The organism is Halosimplex salinum (assembly GCF_003730195.1).
In the GTDB taxonomy this organism is placed as follows: domain Archaea; phylum Halobacteriota; class Halobacteria; order Halobacteriales; family Haloarculaceae; genus Halosimplex; species Halosimplex salinum.
This window is the reverse complement of sequence record NZ_QWGG01000004.1, coordinates 198119-223991: the sequence shown is the minus strand read 5'-3', so window position 1 is coordinate 223991 and position 25873 is coordinate 198119. Positions and strand designations below refer to the sequence as shown.

General features: G+C 69.4%; 22 protein-coding genes. 9 read left to right on the top strand and 13 right to left on the bottom strand.

The annotated features are described in order from the left end of the window. Nucleotides 1-2: 2 nt before the first annotated feature. From D1409_RS12390 to D1409_RS12380, 3 genes are all read right to left on the bottom strand, one after another. Nucleotides 3-818 (bottom strand): hypothetical protein, encoded by an 816-nt coding sequence (locus D1409_RS12390; protein WP_123537298.1) that lies wholly within the window; start codon nucleotides 816-818, stop codon nucleotides 3-5. Then, nucleotides 815-2074 carry an outer membrane protein assembly factor BamB family protein gene (locus D1409_RS12385; RefSeq protein ID WP_123537297.1) on the bottom strand — a complete coding sequence of 420 codons (1260 nt, stop codon included), beginning with the start codon at nucleotides 2072-2074 and terminating at the stop codon, nucleotides 815-817. Before D1409_RS12385 ends, D1409_RS12390 begins: the two co-directional genes overlap by 4 nt. A gap of 77 nt (nucleotides 2075-2151) precedes the next feature. Beyond that, the gene (locus D1409_RS12380; RefSeq protein WP_123537296.1) at nucleotides 2152-3150 is read right to left on the bottom strand and encodes a Gfo/Idh/MocA family protein; all 999 of its coding nucleotides are present in this window, start codon (nucleotides 3148-3150) and stop codon (nucleotides 2152-2154) included. Nucleotides 3151-3459: 309 nt separating this feature from the next. Here D1409_RS12380 and D1409_RS12375 point away from each other — a divergent pair, with 309 nt between their 5' ends. Next, nucleotides 3460-4224, top strand: a complete 765-nt coding sequence (locus D1409_RS12375) for a helix-turn-helix transcriptional regulator (protein ID WP_123537295.1) — start codon at nucleotides 3460-3462, stop codon at nucleotides 4222-4224. Between the two features lie 12 nt (nucleotides 4225-4236). On the opposite strand, the gene D1409_RS12370 is transcribed toward D1409_RS12375, so the two are convergent. After that, nucleotides 4237-5226, bottom strand: coding sequence for a hypothetical protein (locus D1409_RS12370; RefSeq protein WP_123537294.1), 990 nt, complete (start codon nucleotides 5224-5226; stop codon nucleotides 4237-4239). 585 nt (nucleotides 5227-5811) lie between these two features. Here D1409_RS12370 and D1409_RS12365 point away from each other — a divergent pair. Then, a complete protein-coding gene (locus tag D1409_RS12365) occupies nucleotides 5812-6186 on the top strand; it encodes a hypothetical protein (RefSeq protein WP_123537293.1) in 375 nt (124 codons plus the stop codon). Nucleotides 6187-6344: 158 nt separating this feature from the next. Beyond that, complete coding sequence (locus tag D1409_RS12360) at nucleotides 6345-6836, top strand: adaptin protein (RefSeq protein ID WP_164471663.1); 492 nt, start codon at nucleotides 6345-6347, stop codon at nucleotides 6834-6836. A gap of 101 nt (nucleotides 6837-6937) precedes the next feature. Here the strand turns inward: D1409_RS12360 and D1409_RS12355 are convergent, their stop codons facing one another. Together D1409_RS12355 and D1409_RS12350 are read right to left on the bottom strand one after the other, a co-directional pair. Then, the gene (locus tag D1409_RS12355; RefSeq protein WP_123537291.1) at nucleotides 6938-8785 is read right to left on the bottom strand and encodes an acetyl/propionyl/methylcrotonyl-CoA carboxylase subunit alpha; all 1848 of its coding nucleotides are present in this window, start codon (nucleotides 8783-8785) and stop codon (nucleotides 6938-6940) included. Between the two features lie 133 nt (nucleotides 8786-8918). Continuing rightward, entirely contained in the window at nucleotides 8919-10814 is a 1896-nt protein-coding gene (locus D1409_RS12350; RefSeq protein ID WP_123537290.1) for a PDC sensor domain-containing protein, read from the bottom strand. Nucleotides 10815-11052: 238 nt separating this feature from the next. On the opposite strand from D1409_RS12350, the gene pdhA reads away from it, so the two are divergent. The 4 genes from pdhA to D1409_RS12330 all read left to right on the top strand — a co-directional run bounded on the left by pdhA (nucleotide 11053) and on the right by D1409_RS12330 (nucleotide 14364). After that, nucleotides 11053-12168, top strand: coding sequence for a pyruvate dehydrogenase (acetyl-transferring) E1 component subunit alpha (gene pdhA / locus D1409_RS12345; protein ID WP_235853552.1), 1116 nt, complete (start codon nucleotides 11053-11055; stop codon nucleotides 12166-12168). A gap of 156 nt (nucleotides 12169-12324) precedes the next feature. Then, nucleotides 12325-12483, top strand: a complete 159-nt coding sequence (locus D1409_RS12340) for a DUF1059 domain-containing protein (protein WP_123537289.1) — start codon at nucleotides 12325-12327, stop codon at nucleotides 12481-12483. A gap of 118 nt (nucleotides 12484-12601) precedes the next feature. After that, entirely contained in the window at nucleotides 12602-13273 is a 672-nt protein-coding gene (locus D1409_RS12335; RefSeq protein WP_123537627.1) for a DUF4166 domain-containing protein, read from the top strand. Next, entirely contained in the window at nucleotides 13270-14364 is a 1095-nt protein-coding gene (locus tag D1409_RS12330; RefSeq protein ID WP_164471662.1) for a YndJ family transporter, read from the top strand. The genes D1409_RS12335 and D1409_RS12330 overlap by 4 nt, the downstream gene beginning before the upstream one ends. A gap of 455 nt (nucleotides 14365-14819) precedes the next feature. Here D1409_RS12330 and D1409_RS12325 read toward each other — a convergent pair whose 3' ends face one another. Then, on the bottom strand, nucleotides 14820-16370 hold the full coding sequence (locus tag D1409_RS12325; RefSeq protein WP_123537288.1) for an acyl-CoA carboxylase subunit beta: 1551 nt from the start codon (nucleotides 16368-16370) through the stop codon (nucleotides 14820-14822). 194 nt (nucleotides 16371-16564) lie between these two features. On the opposite strand from D1409_RS12325, the gene D1409_RS12320 reads away from it, so the two are divergent. Then, nucleotides 16565-17191, top strand: coding sequence for a uracil-DNA glycosylase family protein (locus D1409_RS12320; RefSeq protein ID WP_123537287.1), 627 nt, complete (start codon nucleotides 16565-16567; stop codon nucleotides 17189-17191). A 15-nt stretch (nucleotides 17192-17206) separates the two neighbouring features. Here the strand turns inward: D1409_RS12320 and D1409_RS12315 are convergent, their stop codons facing one another. Both D1409_RS12315 and D1409_RS12310 read right to left on the bottom strand, forming a co-directional pair. After that, a complete protein-coding gene (locus D1409_RS12315) occupies nucleotides 17207-18598 on the bottom strand; it encodes a sodium-dependent transporter (RefSeq protein WP_123537286.1) in 1392 nt (463 codons plus the stop codon). Between the two features lie 72 nt (nucleotides 18599-18670). Beyond that, entirely contained in the window at nucleotides 18671-20191 is a 1521-nt protein-coding gene (locus D1409_RS12310; RefSeq protein WP_123537285.1) for a sulfatase family protein, read from the bottom strand. A gap of 92 nt (nucleotides 20192-20283) precedes the next feature. On the opposite strand from D1409_RS12310, the gene D1409_RS12305 reads away from it, so the two are divergent. Then, nucleotides 20284-20907 (top strand): hypothetical protein, encoded by a 624-nt coding sequence (locus D1409_RS12305; protein ID WP_123537284.1) that lies wholly within the window; start codon nucleotides 20284-20286, stop codon nucleotides 20905-20907. 27 nt (nucleotides 20908-20934) lie between these two features. Here the strand turns inward: D1409_RS12305 and D1409_RS12300 are convergent, their stop codons facing one another. From D1409_RS12300 to D1409_RS12285, 4 genes are all read right to left on the bottom strand, one after another. Then, nucleotides 20935-21654 (bottom strand): SDR family NAD(P)-dependent oxidoreductase, encoded by a 720-nt coding sequence (locus D1409_RS12300; protein WP_123537283.1) that lies wholly within the window; start codon nucleotides 21652-21654, stop codon nucleotides 20935-20937. Between the two features lie 573 nt (nucleotides 21655-22227). Then, nucleotides 22228-22875: a glycerophosphodiester phosphodiesterase gene (locus tag D1409_RS12295; protein WP_123537282.1), complete on the bottom strand. Its 648-nt coding sequence runs from the start codon at nucleotides 22873-22875 to the stop codon at nucleotides 22228-22230. A gap of 492 nt (nucleotides 22876-23367) precedes the next feature. Then, nucleotides 23368-24105, bottom strand: a complete 738-nt coding sequence (locus tag D1409_RS12290) for a hypothetical protein (RefSeq protein ID WP_123537281.1) — start codon at nucleotides 24103-24105, stop codon at nucleotides 23368-23370. Continuing rightward, nucleotides 24095-25630, bottom strand: a complete 1536-nt coding sequence (locus D1409_RS12285; RefSeq protein ID WP_123537280.1) for a protein kinase domain-containing protein — start codon at nucleotides 25628-25630, stop codon at nucleotides 24095-24097. Before D1409_RS12285 ends, D1409_RS12290 begins: the two co-directional genes overlap by 11 nt. Nucleotides 25631-25873 lie beyond the last annotated feature (243 nt).

The following is a 25873-nucleotide window of genomic DNA, read 5'->3' as shown; positions in this document are numbered from 1 at the left end:
GGTCAGCGCCGCGTCGCGGAGCCGCCGCCGTTCGCCCGACGGACGAACGCCGCCACGACGGCGACCTGCAGCGCCGTGACGATACTCGCGAGGACTGGCCCCGCGACGGGGACGCTCGCCGCCCCGAAGCTCGCGAGACCGACGACCGCGACGACGCCGAGCAGCGACCACCCGTGTCCCGCCGCGAGCCGCCAGCTCCGACCGACGGCCGCGCTCACCGACGCGCCGGTGACGAGCAGGGCCGGGAGGGCGACGAGGCGGACGACGACGAAGAGGAAGAGCGCGATGAACAGTACGCCGGCAACGAGGCCGACGCTGTAGGTGGGGAAGAACGCTCGTAGCGCGGCGAAGACACCGAAGACTCCGGCGTACCGGAGCGTCGCGCTCGCCGTCGCGTCCACGTCGAGGAGCGTCGCGAACCCGTAGACGCCCGCGAGGACGAGCGCGCCGTTGCGGAGCAGTTCCAGCCCGACGACCCAGGCGAGCCACGCCGGTCTGAGGCCGGCGAGCGCCGAGAGCGGTGTCGAGGTGCCCGAGACGACGGTCACCATCACGCCGTAGTGTATCGTCACGCGACCGCCGGTGAGACCGACGAACTCCGTCACCGGGGCGGGGTCGACCAGCCGAACCCAGTCGACGACGGCGACGGCCAGTCCGGCGAGCACCATCGCGAGGAGGACGCTCGGGGTCCGGCGCAAGTCCGTGACCCCGTCCCGAAGCAGTCGGATCGCGGTGAGTCGCGACTCGTCGCCCCGGCGAGCGTCGGCCGCGGTCGGGAACCTGCTTTCGCTCGTCGGGTCGCGGTCCTCGTGGCTCACGGCTCCTCCAGCGCGTACAGGTGTTCGTCCGTGACCACGTACAGCGCGTCGCCGGCGAGCGCGGCCGGCGAGGACCCCCCGTCGCCGGGGTCGAACCGCCACCGGACCGTCCCGTCGGCGGCGTCGACGCCCGCGATCCCGCTCTCGGCGACCGGGACGTACACCGTCTCGTCGGCGACGGCAGGCAGGAACGCGTCGGCGTCCCCGGAACCGTCGTCGCTCACCCACTGGACCGACCCGTCGGTCGCGTCCAGCGAACACAACCGGGGTCCCGAGGCCGTCGGGCGCCGAGCGTACACGGACCCGTTCGCCACGGCTATCGGTCCGACCGGCACCGAGCCGGAGGCGTCGAACGTCGACTCCCATTCGACGCGGCCCTCACCGTCCAGCGAGCGGATCCAGTCGTCGCCCGTCACGAGCAGTCGGTCCGGCGTCGCCACGAGCGACGAGGGGCGGTCCGCCGAGGGCGACCCCGGTCGGAACCGGGTCCGGTCACCGCGCTCGACGTCGAAGGCCAGGACTCCGCCGTCCGGGCCGGGAACGTAGGCGACGCCCTCGCGAACCGCGGGTCGAACGCCCGTGAACGGCTTCTCGCTCGCCCATCGGACCGCGCCGCTACTGGCGTCGACGGCCGCCAGCGTCCCGCGGAAGAACGTCAGGAGCGTCCAGTCCACCGCGACCGGGGGCGGCCGAGCGCCCCCGCCGTAGTGGACCGCACCGTAGCTGTCGACGTCGCGCTCGGCGGTCGCGGTCCACCGCGTTTCGCCGACCCGGACGCCAGCGACCGAGTCGCCGCCCCGACCGTGGTGACCTGCGAGGCGATGCGGGTCGAACGGCGGCGATTCGTGGACTGCCGCGGTCCGGGTGCGGTACGCGCGCGCCGACGCGACCGCCGGCGCGGTGTCCGTCGTCCGGTCGAACCGCGCCAGCGGTTCGCCGTCGCTCGCCGACACGGCGTACACGTCGGTCCCGGCGGCGTAGACGACGCCGTCCGCCACGACCGGCCCGGGCCGGAACTCGCCACCGGTCGCCAGCGGCTGGCGCCAGCGGACCTCGACGCCGTCGGCCGGTGGGTCGGCCTCGGGTGCGAACGCCGTCCCTGCGGGGTCGCGGCCGGCCATCGGCCAGTCGGCGACCGCGGACCCGGCGGCCGTCGGGAGGAGACGGCGCGCCAGCGCACCGCCGGTGAGGAGGGCCGCGGCCGAACCGCCGGCCGCGAGTACCTGCCGCCTGGAGAGGGGTGTGCGGGGAACCATCTACCGAGTCGTCTCGGTCAGTCGTCATAAAGGTAGACGGACGAGGTGCCGTCGGTGGTCGGGCGGCCGCCGGCCGCTCACTCGATCTCGTCGACCGCGACCGCCCTGTCTTCGTCGGCCGACCGGAGCGCCGCCTCGACGACCCGGTGGACGGCGAGCGCGCTCGAGAAGTCCGAGGGATGGTCGTCGCGCTCGCCAGACAGACACTCCGCGAGGATCTCGTACAGTCGACCCGTCGATTTCCCGTCGGGGTCGAACCCGTCGACGTCGACCCGGTCGTGACCGTCATCGCCGAAGCGGGCGCTGGCGTGACTCCCGAGGACGAACTGGCCGTGACCGTCGGTACCGACGACGTCGAGGCGGTACTCCAGCCAGAAGGTGTCGGCCTGGGCGGGCACGCCCGGCGCGTCCGGGCCGAGATGCAGCGTCGCCCGCACGTCGTCGGGGTACGCGAGTTCTACCAGCGCGTCGGTCGGTTCGACCTCGGCGTGCCAGTCGTCGAAGGGGTGGTCGCCCCACTCGGCGTGGGCCCTGACCGACTCCGGCTCGGCGCCGAGCAGCCAGTTCAGCTTGTGGAGGAAGTGCGTCCCGTGCTCGTAGAGGCCGCCCTTCGTAGAGCCGGTCAACCGCTCCACGTCGCCGAGTCTCCCCGCGTCGATCCACTCGCCGAGCGTCCGGATCTCCTCGCCGTAGACGTGCTGGTGACACACCGTGACGCGGGCGTCCGTCTCGGCGACGAGGTCCGCGACGGCCGCGACCTCCTCGTGGGTCGTCGCCACGGGCTTCTCGAAGAGGAGCGAATCGGGGTCGTGGGCGAGTACGTCGGCGATCACCTCGCGTCGGATCGTCGCAGGGGTAACGAGCGTGACGTGGGTCGGCTCCTCGGTGTCGAGCGCGTCGTCGAGGTCCGTGTACACCGACGGGACGTCGAAGGCGTCGGCGGTCTCCCGTGCGGCGCGCTCGTCGAGGTCGCAGACGGCCACGACGTCGAAGCGGTCGCTGTCGTGGAGCGCGCGGGCGTGGGTCTGGCCGCGACTGCCACAGCCGATCTGGACGGTCCGATGAGTTTCGGTCATACCGAGGTGTCTGACCGATGTGCCATGAGTGTTGGCACGCCCGCCCGAGACGATTCGCTCCGTGCAGCGACTCCCAGCGGCCGCTCCGGGCCCGTTCGCTCACCCGCTACATCCCTCCGCGACCGCTCGGACCGGGCGAATTCAGTATCGATAGCGCCGGAACGGGGATCGCACGGCCATTCTCGCGGGTCCCGACCCCGGGTCGGGACCCGCGAGCGGACGCGACCCGGACCGGTCTCCGTAGTGTAATTAATTTATTAATATGGGTCGGTAGTTTTTACTTGCTGACGATAAAACTAGCTAGTACTGATGGGTGAAACGGTCTCTGACGTTCTCGATATCTATAACCGGCGGGCCGATCTGCTCGGTCTGGTCTGTGCGGGGACGCTCGACAAGGGCGCCATCGAGCGAGAGGTGGAGTGTTCGCGACCGACCGTCGACCGCTCGTTCCGGGAGCTGGAGGAGCTGGGCGTCCTGCGGTCGTACGGGACGACACACGAACTGACGAACTTCGGCGAACTACTGTGTCGGGAGTTCACGCGGACCCGGGCGACGCTCGCGACGCTCACCGAACTGCGGGACGTGCTGTCGGTCCTCCCCCGGGATTCGCCGGTCGACATGCAACTGCTGGAGGGAGCGACCGCCCATCGGGCGAAAGAGCACGCTCCCCAGGAGCCGTTCCTGGACGTCGTCGACGCCGCCGCCGACGCGACGGAGATACGGGGGTACTCGAGCACCGTCCTTCCCTCGTACGTCGACGCCTTCTACGCGCTCGTCGTCGAGGCGGAGATGCCCGCGACGCTCGTGTTCACGAGCGACGTCGTCGAGACGCTGGAGCGCAACTACCCGGACCGGTTCGCGGACCTGACGGACGCGGACCACACGACGGTGTACGAGACGACGAGGACGGAACTGTTCGGACTCCTCGTCGGCGACGACGTCGTCGCCGTCCCCGTGGGAGACGAGGGGGGAGCCCTCCGGGGCGTCATCGTCAACGACACGGACGACGCGCTGGCCTGGGCCGAGGCGTGTTTCGACGACCTCGTCTCGGCGGCGGGCACGTCCGAGATCTGACCGCCCGCGTGGCTACTGTCCGCCGTCGACCGGAACGTCCCCGACCGGGATCCCGAGGACGTGGTCGGCTCCCGTCGCCACGTCCTTCGCGACCAGTGCCGCCCCCTGCGCCGAGGTGTACGGTTCCGCGAACCGGACCGGGGCGAGGTCGAGACAGCTCTCGTACACCCGTCGACCGAGGGGGAACGGCTGTTCGCGCCGCATCAGTCGACCGCTCAGGACGACGGCGTCGAGGCCGTCGGCGCCCAGTTCGCGGGCGAACGGGTACAGCGCGTAGACGTTCTGTATCGCCGACCAGTACACGCTCTCGAGGAGGTCCGGGTCGGAGATGTCGTGGACCTCGGTGAGGTCGTCGCCCCGTCGCGGGACGAGTCCGCACTGCATGAACACGTTCTCGAAGTCCGACTCGACGCCGCGGCGGATCGCCTCCGGGTCGGGCCAGCCGTGCACCGGGCCGACCCAGTGGAAGAAGCCCTTCAGCCGCCCGTCACAGACGAGCCCCGCCATGCACGAGGAGCTCGCACACACCCAGATGAAGGTGCCCGAGTGCCCGAACTCGCTGGCGAACCGTTCCAGCGCGTACCGGATGGAAGCGACCTTGTCCGCCCCGGCCAGCGTCGAGTAGTGCCTGAAGAACTCGTGGAGCGTGTCGAGCCCGCGGTGGACGCCGGGGAGGACCACCGCCGGGACGTCGGAGTCGCGGAGCCGGTCGAAGACGGTCGCCCCGGCGCCGGTGCCGTAGTCCAGCCCCACGAGGTCGGTGACGCCTCTGTTCGGGACCTGCTCGATCCCCTCGACCGTCGCGATCGCGTCCCCGAACGCGTACGTGATCGTCGCGAGCGAGACCTCCGAGAGGCCGATGCGCTCGTCCAATTTTTCCAGCACGGACTCCGCCGTATCGACGTTTCGACGGTCTATCCGAAACGCGGTCGTCAGTTCGCCGTCGTCGCCGACGCCCGCGACCTTGATACCCGTCGTCGAGTGGTCTATGCCCACGTACATTGCAATTCTCCCGCCGGACGACCGCTCGCCCCACCCGTGGCGGCGCGACCGACCGCCCGCCGGCGTTGTCTCCGAGTGATAGTTCGGATGACATGTGTATTGTTATCTGTGATCTATACGTCACGTCTCGATGGTGCGCCCGGTAAGGAGTCGATTTCACGGAGCGCGGGCGGGTTCGGAGTTCTCGATGCCGGGCCGTAAGGAGAGCCGAACGAGCAGTTCGGTCCGAATCGTCGTTCGACGGCGGACAGAGCACCGTTCACACGCCGCGGCGCTTCTCCGGCGGACGAACGGCGCTCCGTCCGTCGGTATCGGATCCCAGAGCGACCGATAATCACGGCGTGAACGACGTTCAGTTCTTAATACTTTGCATTTGTGGGACGTTACCAGTTCTAGAGGGGCAGCGCACTCGCCCGATCCGACGGGCGAGCCGCGACCGACGTCCCTCCACAAACGATGACTGTACGAACCAACGGATGCGACACGGATCCGAACCGCGGTGGGGTTCGAAGTCTCGCGCTGGGCCCGGACGCGCTGATCTGCGCGTTACTGCGTGCGGTTTCGGGGCCCGGCCGGTTCCGACAGATGCTCCTCGTCGTCGCTCTGTGGGCGCTCTATCGCGGCCGCGAGTGGCTCGTGGCCGCGGCCGTGACCGGACTCGTCGTCGCGGCGGCCTCGCGAGTGGCCGTCCGCGGCGCCTCGTGGCTCGCACGGCGCGTCGAGTGTTCTCGGAACCCGCCACGGCCGCCGGACGACTGTCCCTGCGACTGCGAGTCGGCGGACCCGGACTCCCGAGCGCCGGAACCACCGTCCCGTCCCGTCGACGGCGTCGGCCGAGAACGACGGGCGAGCGGGTCTCCGTTCGCGGTGTTCTACATCGACAACGACACCGACGGGGTCGCGATTCGGAGTTCCGACGACCGCCGCGAGCGCCGGTCACCCGAGCCAGACGACGAGTGAGCCCGCGACGCGATCCCTCCGCGGACCCGGTCGGCCCCTGTCCGCTTCTTCGTGTAGTTTTGTTGACTGGACGCCGCCGGAGTTTCGGTCGACGAATGAAGTCGTTACTCGGGTTCACGGTCGGGTTACTAACCGGTTCGCCGCGTTCGATCCGATCGATGACGACGATCCTCGCGTTCGACCGCGACGACACCGTCGACGTCAACCCGCCGGCCGACCGCGAGGCGGTCCCGCTGGCGTGGCTCCGCGCCTTCGACGACCAGGACGCGGTCGAAGTGTGGGCGATCGGCAACCAGCGACTGCGCTACGAAGCGGGCGTCCCCGGCGTCCCGGAACTGCTCGCCGAACTCGGCGACAGTCGGGTCCGCTCGCGCCTCCTCGCGGGGATGATGCTCGTCGAGTGGCGCCTCCACGGATACCCGGGACTGCGCTCGATGTTCGCGGCGGCCGCCCCGTACGTCGACTCGGGGATGCTGCCCACGCGCGAGGAGCGCCTCCGACTGCTCGCAGACCTCCGCGAGAACACGACGGAGTACGTCGTCGTCGACGATATCGACCGCTCGCACGTCGACGGGTGGACCCACTACTACCCCTGGGAGTTCGTCGAAGCGATCAGAGCGGGGACCCTCGACCTCGACCCGCATTGCTGATCGGCGGCCGTACGGTCCCCGTCACCGACTGTGCGGCGGGAGCGCGTCGGCGTATTCGCCGCTCTATCGGGGTCAATCGACGACGAACAGCTGTATCGAGGTCAGTCGATGACGAACATCGTGTCGCCCATGTCGACGGACTCGCCCTCGCTGACCTCGACGTGGGTGACGGTGCCGGCGCTCTCGGCGACGATGTCGTTCTCCATCTTCATCGCCTCGAGCACGCAGAGCACGTCGCCGGCGGCCACCTCGTCGCCCTCGGCGACGTTGACTTCGAGGATGGTGCCCTGCATCTCCGCGGCGACCTCCTGGCCTTCGGCGGAGACGCCGCCGCCGGAGTCGTCGCTGGAACCGCCGCGACCGGGCTGAGGGCGCTGGGCCTGGCCGCCACCGCCGCCCCCGCCGTCGCCCGTCGGGATGGCCGGCGCGCCGCGCTCTTCGAGGTCGACCTGGAAGCGCTTGCCGTTGACCTCGATCGTGAACTCCCGCTCGACGACCTCCTCGTCCTCGTCGTCGCTCGCGGTCGGTTCCGCGGTGCCCCAGCGCTCCTGGGCCTCGTCGATGCGCTCGGGATCGATGTGTTCGTCGAGGTACTTCGTGGTGTGGCGCCCCTCGAGGAACGTCTCGTCGGTGAGCATCAGTCGGTGGAACGGGATGATCGTGGGGAACCCCTCGATGGTGTAGTCGGCGAGCGCGCGCTTCCCGCGGGCGACGCACTCCTCGCGGTCGCCCCCCGAGGTGATCAGCTTCGCGATCATCGAGTCGTAGTCGGTGACGAGGTCGTCGCCCTGGCGGTGGGCGTCGTCGACCCGGACGCCGATGCCGCCCGGCGGGTCGTACACGTCGAACTCGCCGCCCGTCGCCGGCGCGAACTCGTTGGCGGCGTTCTCGGCGTTGATCCGGAACTCCATGGCGTGACCCTCGATCTCCACGTCGTCCTGCTCGAAGCTCAGTTCCTCCCCGTCGGCGACCCGGATCTGCCACTTCACGATGTCGATGTCCGTGATCTCCTCGGTGACGGTGTGCTCGACCTGGATGCGCGTGTTCACCTCGAGGAAGAAGAAGTCGGCGTCCTCGTCGAGCAGTCCCTCGTCGTTGCGGTCCTCGTCCTCGACGAGGAACTCGAAGGTGCCGGCGTTGTAGTAGTTCCCGGCGTCGGCGCCCCGCCGTGCGGCCTCGCCGATCTTCTCCCGGAGGTCGTCGGTGAGCGCCGGGCTCGGTCCCTCCTCGATGACCTTCTGGCGGCGTCGCTGGAGCGAGCAGTCGCGTTCGCCGAGGTGGCGGACGTTGCCGTGCTCGTCGCCGAGGATCTGGACCTCGATGTGGCGGGGGTTGTCGAGGAACCGCTCGAGGTACACCGTTGCGTTCGAGAAGTACGCCTCCCCCTCGCGTTTCGCGGTCTCGAGCTGTTCTTCGGCGTCCTCCGGGCCGCGGACGATCTTCTGGCCCATCCCGCCGCCCCCGCCCTCGGCCTTGATGAGGACGGGGTAGCCGTGTTCGTCGCCGAAGTCCGTGATCTGCTCGACGTCCTCGACGGGTTCGGTGGTGCCGGGGACGATGGGGACGTCGGCCTCCCGCATCACCTGCCGGGCGTGGGTCTTCTCGCCGAGGCGCTCCATCGCGCCGCTGGGCGGGCCGATCCAGGTGACCCCGTCGGTCTCCTCGACGCGGGCGGCGAAGTCGGCGTTCTCGGCGAGGAAGCCGTAGCCGGGGTGGATGGCGTCGGCGTCGGCCTTCTTCGCGGCCTCGAGTATCGCCTCCTGGTCGGTGTAGGAGTCGGCCGCGCGGGCCGGGCCGACGTTGTACGCCTCGTCGGCGTAGCGGACGAACCCGGCGTGCTTGTCGGCCTCGCTGTAGACGGCGACTGTTCCGACCCCCAGCTCCTCACAGGCGCGCATGACGCGAACGGCGATCTCGCCGCGGTTCGCGACGAGGACCTTCTCGAACATACAGTCCTGTACCGACCGTCACCCTTTAAATCTAATCGGAGTCACGAGTGGTCACCGCCCCACGTCCGCCGTGACCGCTCCGTGAGGGCTGCGCGGACGGCTCGGACCGGCAGATCCGGGGCGGGCCGGACCGTCAGTCGTCGGTGGGTTCCGGGCCGTCGCCGCCGGGTCCGCCGGCGCCGGTCTGGAAGACGAACTCGTGTTCCTCCTCGGTCTCGAAGTTACCCAGCCCGTCGCCCAGGTACTGGGCGTACCGGACGAGTTCCTCGGCGCGCGAGGAGACCTCGTTGAGCTCGGCCGCCTGCTCTTCGGCGGCGCCGGCGACGTTCTCGCTCTCCGCCATCGTCTCCTCGCCGAGGTCGACCGCGGTGTTCAGCGCCGCAGCGATCTCCCGGACCTGTCGCAGCGAGTCGCCGAAGTCCACCTGGTCCGCCTCGGCCTCGAACGTTTCCAGACGCTCGGCGACGGAGTCCATGTCCTCCGAGACGTCCTGGAGACGCTCTTTCTGGTTGTAGGCGTCGTCGGATATCTTCTGGATCGACTCGGCGACCTGTTCGCTGGCGTCGCGGACCGTCTCGGCGCTCTGCTGGACCGACCGACCGCTCTCCTCGACCTCCCTGGCGAAGGTCTTGAGCTGGCCGGTCGTCATCTCGAGTTCGGCGATCATCTCGTTGAAGTCGGTGGCGATCTGGTCCATCGCCTCGTTCTCGTCTTCGGGCTCCATGCGGCGGGTGAGGTCGCCCCGGGCGGCGGCCTGCATGATCTCGGAGTACTCCTCGGCGCGCTCCTGGAGGTAGCTGCTCATCGCCATGGCCTCGGACCGGGAGACTTCCGCCTCTTTGCGGGCCTGCTCGGCCTCCTGTATCTGCGCTTTGAGCGAGTCGCGCATCGAGCCGAACGCCCCGTACAGCCGGCCGACGTTGTCGATCCGGCCGGTCTCGATCTCCACGTCGAGGTCGCCCGCCTCCATCGCTTCGGCCTTCCTCGTGAGCCGGTCGATCGAACTCGACGTGTTGTACCCGAGCACGACGCCGATGAGGCCCATCAGCAACACCGCGGCCCCGGTCGCGACGAGCCCGAAGTCGGAGATGGTCTGGACGAACCCGAACACTTCGCTGGTCGGGGCGTGCACGAGCACGACCCACTCCTCGGGCCCGCTCGTGACGAAGATCGGCGCGTACCCGACAGCGTACTCTTCGTCGATGACGTTCGACTGGGCGGGCATCGCGGGGCTGACGCCGTTGGGGTTCCGCTGGTCGCGGATCGCGTTGGCGTCTCTGATCGGCTGCCGGGCGGCCTCGTCGCCGTAGGTCGAGAACAGCTCCGCGCTGTCGTCGTCGCCCATCCGCTCGTCGATCAGGATCGTGCCGTCGCCGTCGACGACCTGCGTGAACCCGCTCTCGGCGCGTCGGGAGCCCTGGAACTCGCCCGCCAGTTCGTCGACGGCGGACTCCAGAACGAGGTAGCGGTCGCCGTTCCCGACCGGACTCACGAAGCCGACGACGGTGTCGCCGCCGGCCTCGTAGACGGTCGAGGTCTTGACCTGCCCGATGCTGGCGAACTCCAGGTCCGCGACGTACTCGCGGCTGGTCCCCGCTATCGAGTCGCTGGCGTCGAGTTCGGTGCTCGCGACGACGGAGACCTCGCTCCCGTCGGCCGACACGACGTGGACCTCGTCGATGTCCGTGGTGTCGCTCTGGAGCTCTACCGCGGCGCGCTCGACCGACGACGTGTCCTCCGAGGCCCACACGTCGTTGTTCGAGGCCAGCCGCGCCGACTGGCGGTTGCGGTCGACCCACTGCGTGATGATCGTGGCCTCCTGGTCCGCGAGACTGCTGTACTCGTTCTCGATGCGGTCCTGCGTCTCCGTCGTGATCTGGCCGGTCGCCAGGACGCCGACGGCCCCGATCGCCAGTCCCATCAGCAACAGGACGATCAGGAACTTCAGCGCGAACCGCTTCCTGATGGCATCGGGAACGACGGTGCGCACCACCCCGAGCACTGCCCCGCCCGCACCGCCGCCGCTCATCGGATATCACCCCGTTCAACTGTCGAAAATCGAAGGACCCCGGCTGTCAGTCCCGGCCCGCGCCCGTCCGTACCCGTTCCCAGCGACTCCCGCTCACCCATCCGGCAGTGTCGATTCGATGATGTCATAAAAGGCGTGATAATCATGTTTAATCATAATATATTAACCCTTCGACCGGCGCCGGCGCGGTTCCCGACGGGAGAAACGATTATGCCTGCCGTGTGCGTTCGCTCCCACAGTGAGCGAACGCGGACGCATCGCCCGGGACGACGACGGGCTGGCGCAGGTGCTCGACGCGGACGGGCAGGTCCGCGAGGGCGCGACGGTCCCCGACCTCCCGGACGACGAACTCGTCGCGATGTACGCCGAGATGACGCTCGCCCGCCACCTCGACGAGCGGGCCGTCTCGCTCCAGCGCCAGGGCCGGATGGGCACCTATCCGCCGCTGGCCGGGCAGGAGGCCGCGCAGGTCGGGTCGACCCACGCCCTGCGCGACGACGACTGGATACTCGACCAGTACCGCGAGCACGGCGCCGTCGTCGTCCGCGGCATCGAACCGGAGTACCTGCTCTACTGGAAGGGCCACGAGGTCGGCAACGAGTGGCTCGCTTCCCGCAACGTCTTCCCGATGAACATCTCCATCGCGAGCCACCTCCCCCACGCGACGGGGATGGCGTGGGCCGCCCGGTTGCAGGGCGACGACCGCGTCGTCTGCTGTCACTTCGGCGACGGCGCCACGTCGGAGGGCGACTTCCACGAGGCGCTCAACTTCGCGGGCGTGTTCGACGCCCCCGCCCTCTTCTTCTGCAACAACAACCAGTACGCCATCTCCGTCCCGCGCGAGCGCCAGACGGCGAGCGCGACCATCGCGCAGAAGGCCGACGCCTACGGGTTCGCGGGCGTCCGCGTCGACGGCATGGACCCCCTCGCCGTCTACCAGGTGACGAGAGCCGCCGTCGAGAAGGCACGCGACCCCGGCGAGGGGGAGGCGCGACCCACGCTGATCGAGGCGGAGATGTACCGTTACGGCGCCCACACCACCGCCGACGACCCCTCGAACTACCGCGACGACGCGGAGGTCGAGCGCTGGAGGGAACGGGACCCCATCGCGCGGATGGAGACGTTCCTCCGCGACCGCGACCTGCTGGACGACGAACGGGTCGCGACCATCGAGGACCGGAACCGCGAGACGGTCGCCGACCTCATCGAGGGCGCGGAGGCGTACGAACCGGACGTGGACGACTGGTTCGAGCACGCCTACGCCGAGCCAACCCCCCGCGTTCGGGAGGATCAGGCGTATCTGCGGGCCCTCCGGGAGCGCCACGGCGACGACGCGCTCCTGCGCGACGAGTAAGCGCTGCGTAGTCCGCGTCGATCCGTTCGCCGTCCGGTTCGGACGCACTCCGGGACCCGCTTACTCGGCTTATCGAGCGCGTTACTCGGAACTGGCGGAGCCCTACCATCCTGAAACCGGTGTATAGCTAAACCCGGTGCGTCCTTTGGCCCGCGTATGGCATATCAGGTCGAATGCAGCCAGGACGACGACTTCATGATCAAGTCCGAGGACGAACATGAGGTCATCGAACACGTGAAAGAACACGCCGAAGAGAAACACGACATGGATCTGAGCGACGACGAGGCGCGCGACATGATCCAGCAGGCGTCCTGACTCGCGTCGGAGACACTCCACTCGTCGGATCGCGACACCAGTTCTTTGTCACTCGGCCGTCCAGTCCCGGTATGGACAGGAGCCAGCGGTGCGGACGGCGGCGGGAGCGGGTGGTCGCGTGACGGGCGTCTACGAGTACGCGCTGGGCGACGAGGCCGACGACCTGCATCCGAAGGTCCGCGACCGCTACGGGCTCGGACCGGCGGACGCGTACGCGACGGTCGGCTCCGGGCGGATGGACATCACTCGCGGGACGCTCGCGCTCCCGGTGCTGTACGCGATGCCGCTCCGCAACCTCCTCTTTCCCGAATCCGGGAAGGACGTCCCGTTCTCGGTGACGACGGTCGGCTTTCGCGACCCGGCGGGGTACGAGGCGCTCACGACGCGCCGCGAGTTCCAGTTCGGCGAGCGGACTCGCCGGTTCGACTCGCTGACCGTCTGGGACGCCGAGCGCGAGCGCCTGTTCGACTTCCTGGGCACCGGCGGCCACGTCGTCTCGGAACTCCACCCGCGCGTCGAGGACGGCGCGCTCGTCGTCGAGGGCGGCAAGCAGTGGACCAGAGTCGGCGGTCGGTACCTGCCGACGCCCGGACCGCTCGCCGTGGACGTGACGGTCCACGACCGCTACGACGAGGGCGACGAGCGGTTCTACGTCACCGCCACCGTCGAGAGCGACCTCGCGGGCCACGTCCTCGGCTATCGCGGGTCGTTCACGCAGGAACGGCGGGAGATGGAGGCCGTTCCGCCGGACCTGCGGCCGACCACGGGGATCGACCCGCTGCCGCCATGAGCGGCGGGCTCGGCGGCGATGTGGGGACAGCGTCGGGCGACGGGGCCGGAGACGGCGACGCCGGGGCCGGAAGCGGAGGCGCCGGGGCCGGAGACGGAGGCGCGGAGACCGGAAGCGGAGACGCCGGAGACACTCTTTCGACGCCGCTCCCCTCGGTCCGCGGCGTTCCGGTGACGGACGTCAGTGCGGTCGCCGGGGCGGCGCTGTGGGCGCTGGCGGCGCTCGCGGGCGACCTCTCGGCCGTCGGTCGGGCGCTCGCGCTGGCGCCGCTCGTCGTCGTCCCGCTGGGCATCGGCCTGGCCGCCGAGCGGGGCTTCGAGGGCACTTCGGGGAGTCTCCTCGCCCTCGCGGCGGTGACACAACCGGCCGCGGCGCCGCTCGTGCTGGTGTCGCTGGTCGCGTCGGGCTTCGTCGCGACGCTGACCGCCGTCGCGTGGCTTCCGGTGACGGGCCTCCTGGCGCTCGCGGGCCTCCTCCGGGCCCGAGAGCGCGGCGTCGACTTCGGCCCGGCCTCGCTGTCGGAGTGGCTCGTCGACGCCGGCCTCGCGTACACGACGGTCGCCGCCGTCGCGCTCGTGCTCTTCCAGCAGGGGATCACGTTCTGGTTCGAGCCCGTCATCGTCCTGCTCACCGCAGTTCACTTCAACTTCGCCGGGTTCGCGCTCCCCGTCCTCGCGGGCGTCACGGGCCGCCACCTCGGCGGGTTCGATGGACTCGCCGCTCGCGCGGTCGCCGCCGTGGTACTCGTCGGTCCGGCGATCATCGCCGTCGGCATCTCCTTCTCGCCGCTGGTGGAGGTCGTCGCAGTCGGCGCGTTCACGCTGGCCGTCGCCGCGTTCGGCCTGCTCGTGCTCGTCCGCGTCGTCCCGTCGCTCGACGCGCTCCCCGCCGCGCTCGTGGGGCTCTCCGCGCTCGCGCTTCCGGCGTCGATGGTGCTCGCGCTCGGCTACGGTATCGCGGCGTTCGGCGGGACGAACCCGCTGGGGCTGAGCATCGGCAGGATGGTGTCGCTCCACGGGTCGCTGAACGCCTACGGGTTCGCGCTGTGCGGCGTTCTGGGGTGGCGGCTAGTGGGTGAGTCGACTCGATGACGACTGTCGATCCGCGGTCGAGCGATAACAGTCGCAGTCGAATTCGAGTGGTGGTGGCCTCGACTCGCTCGCAACGAGACGCAGTGACCGCAGACGACAGCACGCGCTGAAACCCCCCGACCCGCTCGCTCACGGCTCACTCCGTTCGCCGTTCGCATCTCGAGGTGCTCCCTGCGGTCGCACCTCGCACTCGCCCTTTCAGTCCGCCAGGAGCTACTACACCCGGCACAGCACTGCAGATAGCCTCACGCCTCCCCAGCCGATTCACTCGGCCACTCCGTTCCCTCGCTCATCCACCTGAAGACTCCCTCCGGTCGTCTTCCGAGCCTTCGCTCCTTTCACTCGCGAAGACCTCGCGCGACTTCGTCGCGGCACAGAGGCCGCGACAGCGCGCGCCACAGCGCCGCTCACACCTTCGATTCCTCTGAAAAAGCACTGTCCGCGTCTCGCCGGATCTACAGCGGGATGTTCCCGTGTTTCCGGTCCGGGTGGTCCTTGCGCTTGCTTCGGAGCGTCTCCAGATCGCCGATCAGTCGGGCGCGGGTCTCGGGCGGTTCGATCACGTCGTCGACGAACCCGCGCTCGGCCGCGTCGTAGGGGTTCGCGAACGCGTCGCGGTACTCGTCGATGAGCTCCTGGCGTTTCTCCTCGACCTGCTCGGCGGCGTCGAGTTCGTCGTCGTAGAGGACGTTGACGGCGCCCTCGGGGCCCATGACTGCGATCTCGGCGGTCGGCCAGGCATAGTTCACGTCGCTCCCGACGTGCTTCGAGGACATCACGTCGTAGGCGCCGCCGTAGGCCTTCCGCGTGATGACGGTCATGAGCGGCACCGTCGCTTCGGAGTAGGCGTAGAGCAGTTTCGCGCCGTGCTTGATGATGCCGCCCTTCTCCTGGTCCTTCCCGGGCATGAAGCCGGGCACGTCGACGAAGGTGAGTAGGGGGATGTTGAACGCGTCGCAGAAGCGGACGAAGCGCGAGCCTTTCAGCGAGGAGTCGATGTCGAGCGTGCCGGCGTTGACGCGGGGCTGGTTGGCGACGATACCGACGGGGTAGCCGTCGAGACGGGCGAATCCAGTGAGGAGGTTCCGGGCGTAGCGCTCGGCGACCTCGAAGAAGGAGTCCTCGTCGACGACGCCGTCGATCACGTCGTGCATGTCGTAGGGTTTCTGGGGGGCCTGCGGGACCACGTCGCGCAGGCTCTCGTCGGCGCGGTCGGGGTCGTCCCACGGTTCGACGCGAGGCGGGTCCTCTGCGTTGTTGGCCGGGAGATAGGAGAGGAGATAGCGGATGTCGTCGAGCGCCTGCTCCTCGGCAGCGGGCGCGAAGTGCGCGACGCCGGAGTCGCCGCTGTGGGTCGCTGCGCCGCCGAGTTCGTCGAAGGTCACCTCCTCGCCGGTGACCGTCTCGATCACGTCGGGACCGGTGATGAACATGTGACTGGTCTCCTCGACCATGAAGATGAAGTCCGTGATGGCGGGCGAGTACACCGCGCCGCCGGCGCAGGGGCCCATGATGGCGGAAATCTGGGGAACCACACCGGAGGCCAGCTGATTGCGGTGGAAGATGTCGGCGTACCCCGCGAGCGCGTCGACGCCCTCCTGGATGCGCGCGCCGGCGGAGTCGTTGAGGCCGACGATGGGCGCGCCGGTCTCCATCGCCCTGTCCATGACCTTGCAGACCTTCTGGGCGAACGCTTCGCCGAGCGACCCGCCCATCACGGTGAAGTCGTGGGCGAACACGAAGACGGTTCGGCCGTCGACTTTCCCGTAGCCGGTGACGACGCCGTCGCCCGGGACGCGCTTCTCGGCGAGGTCGAAGTTGGTCGAGCGGTGTTCGCGGAGCTGGTCGACCTCGACGAAGGTGTCGTCGTCGAGGAAGTAGTCGATCCGCTCGCGGGCGGTCATCTTCCCGCGGTCGTGCTGGGCCTGGATACGCTCCTCGCCGCCGCCTTTGCGAGCGCGCTCCTTGCGTTCGCGGAGCTCCTCGATGTCGTCGTCGTGAGTCACGCCGACTCACCCCGTCGCGGTCCGAATCGCGGTCGAACGCGAGTCCCTGCGGTCATTGGGAGGACATCGACAGACCGAGAGAAAAGCGTTTCCACGGACGGTGGCTCCACCACCCGTCGGGGCGGGCGATGGCCGGCGGGCGGCGTCTGGCGGGAACCAGCGGAGTTTTGGGTTCCGGTCGCCTCCGACCGGACGTGAAGAACGTCACGGCACGCCAGTCGAACCCCTTCGGCTTCTCGCCGCCGTGTGAGCCGTTCGTCGCCGGATTCGGCGACGCGAACGCGGACTTCCACGTGATCGGTGACCACCCCGGCCTCCACGGCGGCGGCGAGTCGGGCTACCCGTTCACCGAGTTCGACGCGAGCGAGCGCCTCCAGCGGGCCCTCGCCGAGGGCGGCCTGCTGGCCGAGACGGGGACGCCACCGGTCGTCGAGAAGACCTTCTTCTCGTATCTCTACCCCTGCGTCCCCGAGGGCGTCCCGAGCGCGAAGGACTACGCCGACCTGGAGAACATCTTCGACTCGGAGATCAGGGCGATCACCGCCCACGTCCTCCTGCCCGTCGGGGAGCGCGCGACCCGGCACGTGTTCGCGAACATGAGCGCTCGCCCGCCCGACGAGGCGGATATGGACGCCCAGCACGCGACCGAAATCCCGGGGAGCGGGTGGCTGATCGTCCCCGTCAAGGACCCGGCGCAGTGGTCCGAGGACGACGAAGACGCGCTCGTGGAGCGGCTCGTGGAACTCCGCCGGCGCGACTACGTCCGCCGCGCCGACCTGGGTCGATTCCTGCCCGACGACGACCCGTACATGGTGCGGTAGCGTTCGCGGCCAGTTCTACAGCGTGAGCCAGCCCACCAACAGCGGCGACGGCGTACCAGCCAACAGCGGCGGGACCCCGGTCGGGTCCGCCTGGAGGAACAGTTCGTAGACGCCGAGCGCGAGCGTCCCGAGGACGCCGAGCACGACGACGACGCGGAGCGTCCACAGCCAGACGGGGCCGAACGACCCGAGCCCGCCGGTCCCGCGTCGGAGTTCGTCGAGGGCGTCTCGGCCGATCACCCAGCCGACGAAGACGACGACGGCGAGGACCGACACGGGCAGGAACAGGCTGTACGCGAGGTTGTCGAACCACGTCAGCCAGGCGGTGTCCCACGCCGAGGGGAGTCCGAGGGCGAACAGGCCGAGGCCGACGGAGACCGCCAGCGTCGGCCGGGAGTAGTCGAAGTTGTCGACTGCCCACGAGACGGTGACCTCCATGAGGCTGATCGCGGAGGAGAGCGCCGCGACGAGCACGACGGTGAAGAAGACGACTCCGAGCGTCTCTCCGAAGGGGAGTTCGGCGAACCCGGCGGCGACGGCGACGAACAGCGCCGCGGCGCCGCCCCCGCCCGTCAGCGCCAGGTCGATGTCGTTCGCGAACAGGATCGGGAAGACGACCAGTCCGGCGAGGATGCCGACGAGCGTGTTCGTGACGACGATGACGCCCCCGTCGAACGGGAGGCTGTCGTCTTCGCCGACGTACGACGAGTAGGTGATCATGATCGCCATCCCCAGCGAGAGGGTGAAGAAGGCCTGCCCGACGGCGAAGGGGATCGCCGTGCCGGCGTTCTCGCCCATCGCGTCGAGACTGGGCGTGAGGAAGTAGGCGTACCCCTCGCCCGCGCCGACGAGCGTCGCCGCCCAGCCCGCCAGCACGAGCATGATCACGATGATCGAGGGGACCATCACCTTCGTGGCGCGTTCGATGCCGTTCTCGATGCCGAACGCGACGATGGCGGTCGCGACACCGAGGAACAGGGCCTGCGCGAGGACGGCCTCGGGGCCCGACGACACCGCGCCGAAGTACTCGGCGGGGGCGTCGAAGTACGCGCCCGTCGCGCTCCCGAGGATGTAGCGGAGCACCCACCCGCCGACCACGTTGTAGTACGAGAGGATCCAGAACCCGGTCGCGACGGCGAGGCCGCCGACGACGCGCCAGTTCCGATGGCCCAGACTCGCGAAGGCGTCGATGGCGTTGACGTTCGTCCGCCGCCCGATCACGAACTCGGCGAGCATCGCGGGGAAGCCGATCAGCACCACCGCGACGAGGTAGAAGGCGACGAACGCAGCGCCGCCGTTCTCGGCCGTCTTGAACGGGAACTGCCAGAGGTTCCCGAGGCCGACAGCGCTCCCGATCGCAGCGACGAGAAAGCCGACTCGCGTCGCCCACGTCTCTCGTTCGACCATATCTCGTGTTCAGACTTCTCCCGGGAATATCTGTGGTTTACCGACCGAGCGGGTCTCTCGGCGTTCGGTCCGTCAGGACAGGTACTCGCCCGGGTCCTGGTCGACGATCCCGCCGCGGTCCTCGATCGTCTCGGCGTGTTCCTCGCGACCCGTCTCGCGGAGTCGCGTCGTGTACGGCTCCTCGGCGTCCCGGAGATAGACGGAGCCGCCGTCGCGGACGACCTCGAACAGCGGGTCGACGAGCGCACGGGGCGCGCCCGGGTTCCCGCCGTCGGCACCGACCGCGGCGTCGAGCCCGCGCTGGCTCCGCCAGCGGTCCAGCAGCGCCATCCCGCGTTCAGCGACCGTCGGGTGCTCGTCGGCGACGTTCTCCACCTTGTGGGGGTCCGACGCGAGGTCGTACAGTTCGACGGCGTCGAACTCCCGCCAGCCGTCGTGGTAGGTGCGGAGCAGGAGCCAGTCGTCCCAGCGGACGCCTCGCTGACACGCCCAGGCGCCCTGTCCGGTGACGAGGAACGGCCGCCCCTCAGAGTCGCCGTCGGTCAGCGCCGGCAGGAACGACCGGCCGTCCCAGCCGTCGGGCACGTCGCCGCCGGCCAGTTCGACGAGCGTCGCCGAGAGGTCGACGTGGTAGTGGAAGTCGTCGTCGACGCCGGGTTCGACGCCGGGCCCCTTGACGATCAGCGGGACTCGACACGTCTTGTCGTCGGCGGTCTGGTGGTCGCCGTAGACGTTGAGTTCCCCGAGGTTCTCGCCGTGGTCGGCCGAGACGACGATCAGGGTCTCCTGGTAGACGCCTTGAGATTTCAGAAGGTCCACGATATCGCCGATGTACTCGTCCATGTATCGGATCCCGACGTCGTAGCCGTCGACCCAGCGACCGAAGTCCTCCCGGTCCGTGATCTCGTCGGGCGTCCGCTCCAGGTCCTCCGGTCCGTCCCCGTTCAGGTAGCCGTGGTGGAGGTCCTGTGCGCTGTGGGGACCGTAGCTCTCGTAGTGCTCTCGGATCAGGTCCTCGGTGAGCCACTCCGGGGCCGGGTCGTCAGCGAAGGGGTTGCCGAACTCCTCTGGCGTGTCGTAGGGCGTGTGCGGGTCCCAGAAGTTGACGTGGAGGTACCAGTCGTCGTCGGCGGCGTGCTCCTCGAGCCACTCCTCGGCGTGGGGGTAGACCTCGTCGGCGCGTTCCAGTCCGTAGTTGCCCGTGTCGATCCACTCGTTGAAGCCGTCGACGGCGTGCCAGGCCCCGTGGCGCTGCGGAAACGGACTGATGAAGGCGGTTCTGTGCCCCTCCTCGCGGAGCGCGGTCGGGAGTGTCCGGTACGCGCCGCGGTTCGTGTGACCGCGTTCGTCCCCGCGGTGACGCATGTCCGCGCTGATACCGGCGTGGCTGACGACGCCCGTGTGGATACCGAACCGGCCGCTGAGATACGCGGTCCGCGACGGGAGACAGGGGGCGTCCGAGACGTAGTAGTTCGTGAAGCGACGCGCGTCTTCGGCGATCCGGTCGACGTTCGGCGACGTGTCGCGCTCGTACCCGTAACAGCCCAGGTGGTCGGGTCTGAGCGAGTCGACGTCGATGTACAGGATCCGCATGCTTGTGCGTGTCAATTGCACGCACGTTAACTGCTCTGGTCCCGGAACCGCCCAAGACGCTAAGTCGTCCGCGCGTCTCACTCCCACCCGTAATGCCCTCCCTGCTCGACCGACTGCTCGGCGACGACTCGACCGAGGAAGGTATCGACCTCCAGCAGCGCGAAGACGACGCCCACGAAGCACTGCGGAACCGGATCACGCCGGAGACGTACGGCATCGACGACTGCGCGGTGACCGGCGTCGCCGTCGTCAACGAAGGCCCGGACGAGGAACCGATCACGGTCCCCATCGCCCGCTTCTCGCTGGGCGAGGACGTGGAGTCGCCGGACTACGACCTCGTGTGGGAACTGGCGGGCGAGGCCATCCGGGCGATGCACCCCGCCTTCGACGGCGTCTTCGTCCGCCACTACGACGTGCAGTTCACGTTCGCGGGCGACGGCCTGTTCGAGGCCGAGGAGTGTCGACGCATCGCGGTCACGCCGGAACTGGCCGAGCGGCTCGTCACCGAGACGGGCTGGGGCGTCGCCGAGTTCAAGTCGGCGATGCTGGCGGCCGACGACATCGACGACCACGTCGCACCGGTGGCGTGGGGCGAGTGCGTGGACTACAGCCGGAACCAGAACGCGGCGGTGGTGACCGGTTCGGCGGCCGCGATGGCCGGCGCGAGCGCCGCCGGGGCGAGCTGTGCGGGCGCCGGCGGCGCCGGTGGGTGTTGAGTCGACCCCTGCCCGCGGTTCGAACGCTCAGGCCTCGCCGTACACCGGCACGGCCGCGCCGCTCGTGACGCTCGCGGCGTCCGAACAGAGGTACATGATCGTCTCGGCGATGTCTTCGGGGTCGACCCACGTCTCGTGGTCGGAGTCGGGCATCATCTCGCGGTTCATCGGCGTGTCGATGACGCTCGGCATGACCGCGTTGGCGCGCACCTCGCCCAGGTTCTCCTCGGCGATGGTCTCGGTGAGGATGCGGACGCCGGCCTTCGACGCCCGGTAGATCCCGTCGCCCTCGCCGCCCTCCAGCGACGAGCGCGCGGAGACGCTGACGATAGCCCCCTGTCCCGCGGCGTCGGAGTCGCGGAGGTGCGGGACGGCGTGCTTCGAGGCGAGGAACATCGTCTTCAGGTTCACGTCCATCAGGAAGTCGAAGGTCTTCGCTTCGGTCTCGTCGATCGGCGTGCCGCCGCGCCAGGTGCCCGCGATATTGGCGAGTGCGTCGAGGCTGCCGTGGTCGTCGACGACCGCCTCGACGGTCTCGCGGACATCGTCTTCGTCGGTGAAGTCGCCCTGGTAGAAGTCGACGCGGTCGGTGTCGAGCGCGAAGTCCTCGTCGTCGGGGCCGACCACGTCCGCCCCGCAGACGGTCGCTCCGGCGTCGGCGAAGGCGTCACACACCGCACTCCCGAGCGTCCCGCCGGCGCCGGTCACGAGCACCACGCTATCGCTGAAGTCGAAGTCGGCTGACATGGACGTGGGTTCGGGTGGAACGCGGTTAAAGATGGGGCGGTAGGGGGTCGTGAAGACGGGTCCAACGAGTGAAAGTGCGGTGGCGCGCGCTGGCTCGCGTTTCATCGCGAGCCGTAGCCGCGCGAGGTCTTCGCGAGTGAAACGAGCGAAGGCTCGGAAGACGACCGGAGGGAGTCTTCCGGTGGATGAACGAGGGAGCGGAGCGACCGAGTGAATCGGCTGGGGAGGTGTGAGGCGGTTTGCGGTGCAGTTGCGGTCCCTGGCGTCCTGACGAGCGGAGCGAGTCAGGGCTCGGAAGACGAACGGAGTGAGTCTTCCGGTGGACTGAAACGGCGAGGCGCGGTCGCGCGGTCTGCGCGGGCCCTATCCGAGCGCAGCGAGGATATCCCGCACAGACCGCGCGAGCGAGCCGAGGGGGTTCGTCGCTTGCTGCCGTTTGCAGTAGTCGAGACTGCTAGCGAGCGAGCCGAGGGGGTTCGTCGCTTGCTGTCGTTTGCAGTAGTCGAGACTGCTAGCGAGCGAGCCGAGGGCTTTCGTCGCCGGGCGTAGTCCGCTGTAACACAACGGATACACTCAGGACGGACAGCAGTCGGGGAAGTCGGTGATGACGCCGTCGACGCCCAGTTCCCGGAGCCGTTCGGTCTCATCCGCCTCCGTCACGGTCCAGCCGTTGGCCGCCATCCCCGCGTCCTGCACCCGATCCACAAGCGACGGGGTCCACGCGTCGAGATTCAGGCTCACCACCGAACACCCCAGTTCGGTCGCCCGCTCCACCGCATCCGTACCGTCCCACTGGACGAGCGCGGTCGGGAGGTCCTCGACCTCCGAGAGCGCGTCCGTGTCGAACGAGGAGACCACGGTCTCACACGCCGCGTCGGAGACTATCGACTCGACTCCCTCACCGGTCCCGCGCTCTTTCAGTTCGGCGTGGAGCGTCACGTCCTCGGGAATCACGGCCACGACTTCCTCGAAGGTCGGGACACCGAACCCCGACCCCTCGACGGACAGCTCGGCGAGTTCCGCGGCGGTGTGCGCGCTCACGGCACCGCTCCCGTCGGTCGTGCGGTCGACCGTCTCGTCGTGGCAGACCACGAGTTCGCCTGACCCGCAGATCCGCACGTCGACTTCGACGCCGTCGGCCCGCTGTGCCGCGTCCTCGACGGCGGAGACGGTGTTTTCGGGGTTCACGCCACAGAAGCCACGGTGGGCGATGCAGTTCATGGGCGTAGGTCGGCCCGAATCGGCGAAAGTGTTTGGTGAGGCGTTCGATAGTGGCGTGTTCGTGTATCGGCTCTCTCTGGTCCTGACGGCGTATCGGAGAGTCGGACGAACGCGACCGCGGGAGACGACAGGCGACGAACGCCCTCGGCCCGCTCGCTCACGGTCGCTTCGCTCCCCGTTCGCGGTCGAGGCTTCCCTCCGGTCGGCCTCGCTCTCGCGGTCGCTGACCGGGATATCCGCGCTCGGACAACGGCACCGCCCCGCACTCGCGCGGATAGGGCCCGGTCAGGCGACTAAACTGAACGCGAGCGCGCCTCGCCCTTTCAGTCCGCCAGGACAGCACGGCAGACCGCACCGCAACTGCACCGCAGACCGCCTCACACCTCCCCAGCCGACTCGTTCGCCTCCGGCTCACTCGCCCCTCGCACGACTACGGCTCGCGATGAAACGCGAGCCAGCGCGCGCCACAGCAGTCGGTAATTCGTCGGGTCCTCACAGACTCGCCAGATTCTGCCGGAGTTTGATGGTCGCGGTCATGAGGGCGGTGGCGGTCATGATGACGAAGACGACCTGGACGTGCACGACGACGACGCGGTCGAGACCGGCGACGGTGGCCAGGTCGACGGCGGGGACGAGCGTGGCGAAGGCGAGGACGGGGAGGAGGTGCCGGAGCAGGGAGTCGATCATCGTCCCCTGGACCATCGTCTCGGTGGTCTGCTGGCGGCTGAACCAGAATCCGTAGCCGGCGATGGCGAGCGCGCCGACGCCCTGCAGCGCGAGCAGGGAGTCGCGGAGGCCGAGGACGGCGACGCCGAAGACGACGGCCGCTACGACGCCGACGAACCCGATCTCGAGGAGGCGGCGGCCGGGGAAGGCCGTGCGCTCGCCGGCGCCCGTCGAGAGCGAGGCGTTGAAGTGGATCTCGCGGACCGAGAGCGAGAGCAGGAGGACGACGGCGAGCATGACGCCGCTCCTGTAGGGCGTCTGGACAGAGGAGACGATCTCGAGGATGCCGACAGCGCCGTACACGGCGGCGACGACGCCGACGTAGAGGAGGTACTCCCAGAGGACGCGCTGGGCGGTCACGTCGGTGGCGTGCATGTTGAAGTAGGCGTAGGCGCCGAAGCGGGCGGCGATCACCGCGAGGAGGACCAGACCGACGAAGGCGATGAACGTCAGGTTGGGGTCGTCGGCGACGAGATAGAGGCCGAACTCCACGTCACGCGCCATCGGTATCGACACCCCGCAGTTCCCGCCGGAAGTGGTTGACCGTTTCGTATCTCGTGAGTCGGTGGGGTGCCATCGCCTTCCTGACGACCTGGTCGAGGCCGGCGGGGAGGTCGGGGTCGACCTCGCTGGGGACCGGCACCCGGTCCGAGAGGACGCCGGTCCTGATCTCCTCGGGCGACCCTCGATAGGGTGCTTCGCCGGTCGTCAGGCGGTAGAGCAGGGCGCCGAGGGCGTACACGTCGGTCGTGTGGTCGACGCTGCCGAAGCGGGTCTCGTAGTATTCCGGCGCGGCGTAGCGCAGGTCGAGGCAGTTCGCGAGGCCGATGCGGACGGCGTAGACGCGGGCGAGGCCGAGCGCGGACAGTCGCGGGCGCTGGCGCTCCGTCTCGGTGAGCGTGGCGCCGGGGTAGGCGACGGTCTCGGGGTCGATGGCGCCGTGGACGACGCCGCGCTGGTGGGCGTGCGCGACGGCGCCGGCGAGGTCGACCGCGTTCGCGACGGCTTCCGCGGGCGGAAGGGCGTCGCGGTCGACCAGCGTCAGCCCCGTGTGTTCGACGGCCGCCCACGGACGGGGTCGGAGGTCCCAGTCGCGGACCGTCAGGACGGAGTCGTGGTCGTCGACGCCGGCCCAGGCGCCCATCGCCTGACGCACGTTGCCGGCGAACGCCGCGTCGTCGCCCTCGGGGATGCGGAAGACGTACAGCGCGAGTGGCGTCTCCACGCCGTCGACCACGCCGACCGCCCGGTAGCGGTCGCCGAAGCGCTCGCGCCGTCGCTCCGTGAGGACGTTCAGGTCGTCGAACTGACTCCGCTCCACCACGGCCGACAGCCGCCGAGCCACGAGCGCGAGCGTCCCCCGAGTTACGTCGGACTCGTCGCTCTCGTCCGCGTCGGTCTCCTCACCCCTATCCGCGTCGCCGGACCCATCCGCGTCCTCCGCTCGACTGCCCCCGCCGTCACCACCTGTCTCCTCGTCCGTCTGCCCGTCGAGACCGTCCGTCTGCCCGTCGAGACCGTCTCTCCGCGGGTCGTCGCGGTAGACCTGGTTCCGGTCGGTTGTGCGCTCGTCCCGGTCCGACGGCGTTCGGCCGCCGCCGGCGTCGAGGCCGGAGGCGGTGCGGTACTCGTTGCGGCCGTAGCCGGCGCCGGACTGGTAGAGTTGCTGGCGTGCACCGACCTGCGCGTCCGCCGCGAGATCGGTGACTGCCTCGTCGACCGCCTTCGGCCGTCGGGCGGCCAGATAGTCGAGCGCGTGCGGGATCTCGACCGGCGAGTCGTCGTCCAGGCGGTCGACTAGCCGCCGGACGACGGGCTCGAGCAGCTCCGGCGACGCCTCGACCGCGAGACAGAGCGCGAGCGCACCGCGCAGTCGCTGTACCGGGTCGTCGGCGTCGATCAGGCGCAGGAGATGTGGGAGATGCTGACGACCTCGCTCTGGGTCGGCGACCACAGCGAGCAACGGGTCGTGCTCGTCACCGTGGGCCGAGCCTCCGCGCTCGCCGGCTGGGTCGCTCTCCTCTGTCATCGTGGGTGACCGCCGCGTCTCGGGCCGCTCCGTGACGTATTCCGAGTATTTTGCCGGTCTTCTGTTATGACTGTTTGGGTCCGAGCGGCTGGCGACGCGGGTCTCGCGCCGGCCCGTCCGCCGGGAAGCTTAACCGCCAGCCGAATCACGTCGCCGATATGTCCGTCCAGCAACGCGCTCGCCCGGGCGACTCCGGGTCCCCGACCGCCCTCGTTCGCACGGTGTCCCCGGTCCGGCGGTGGT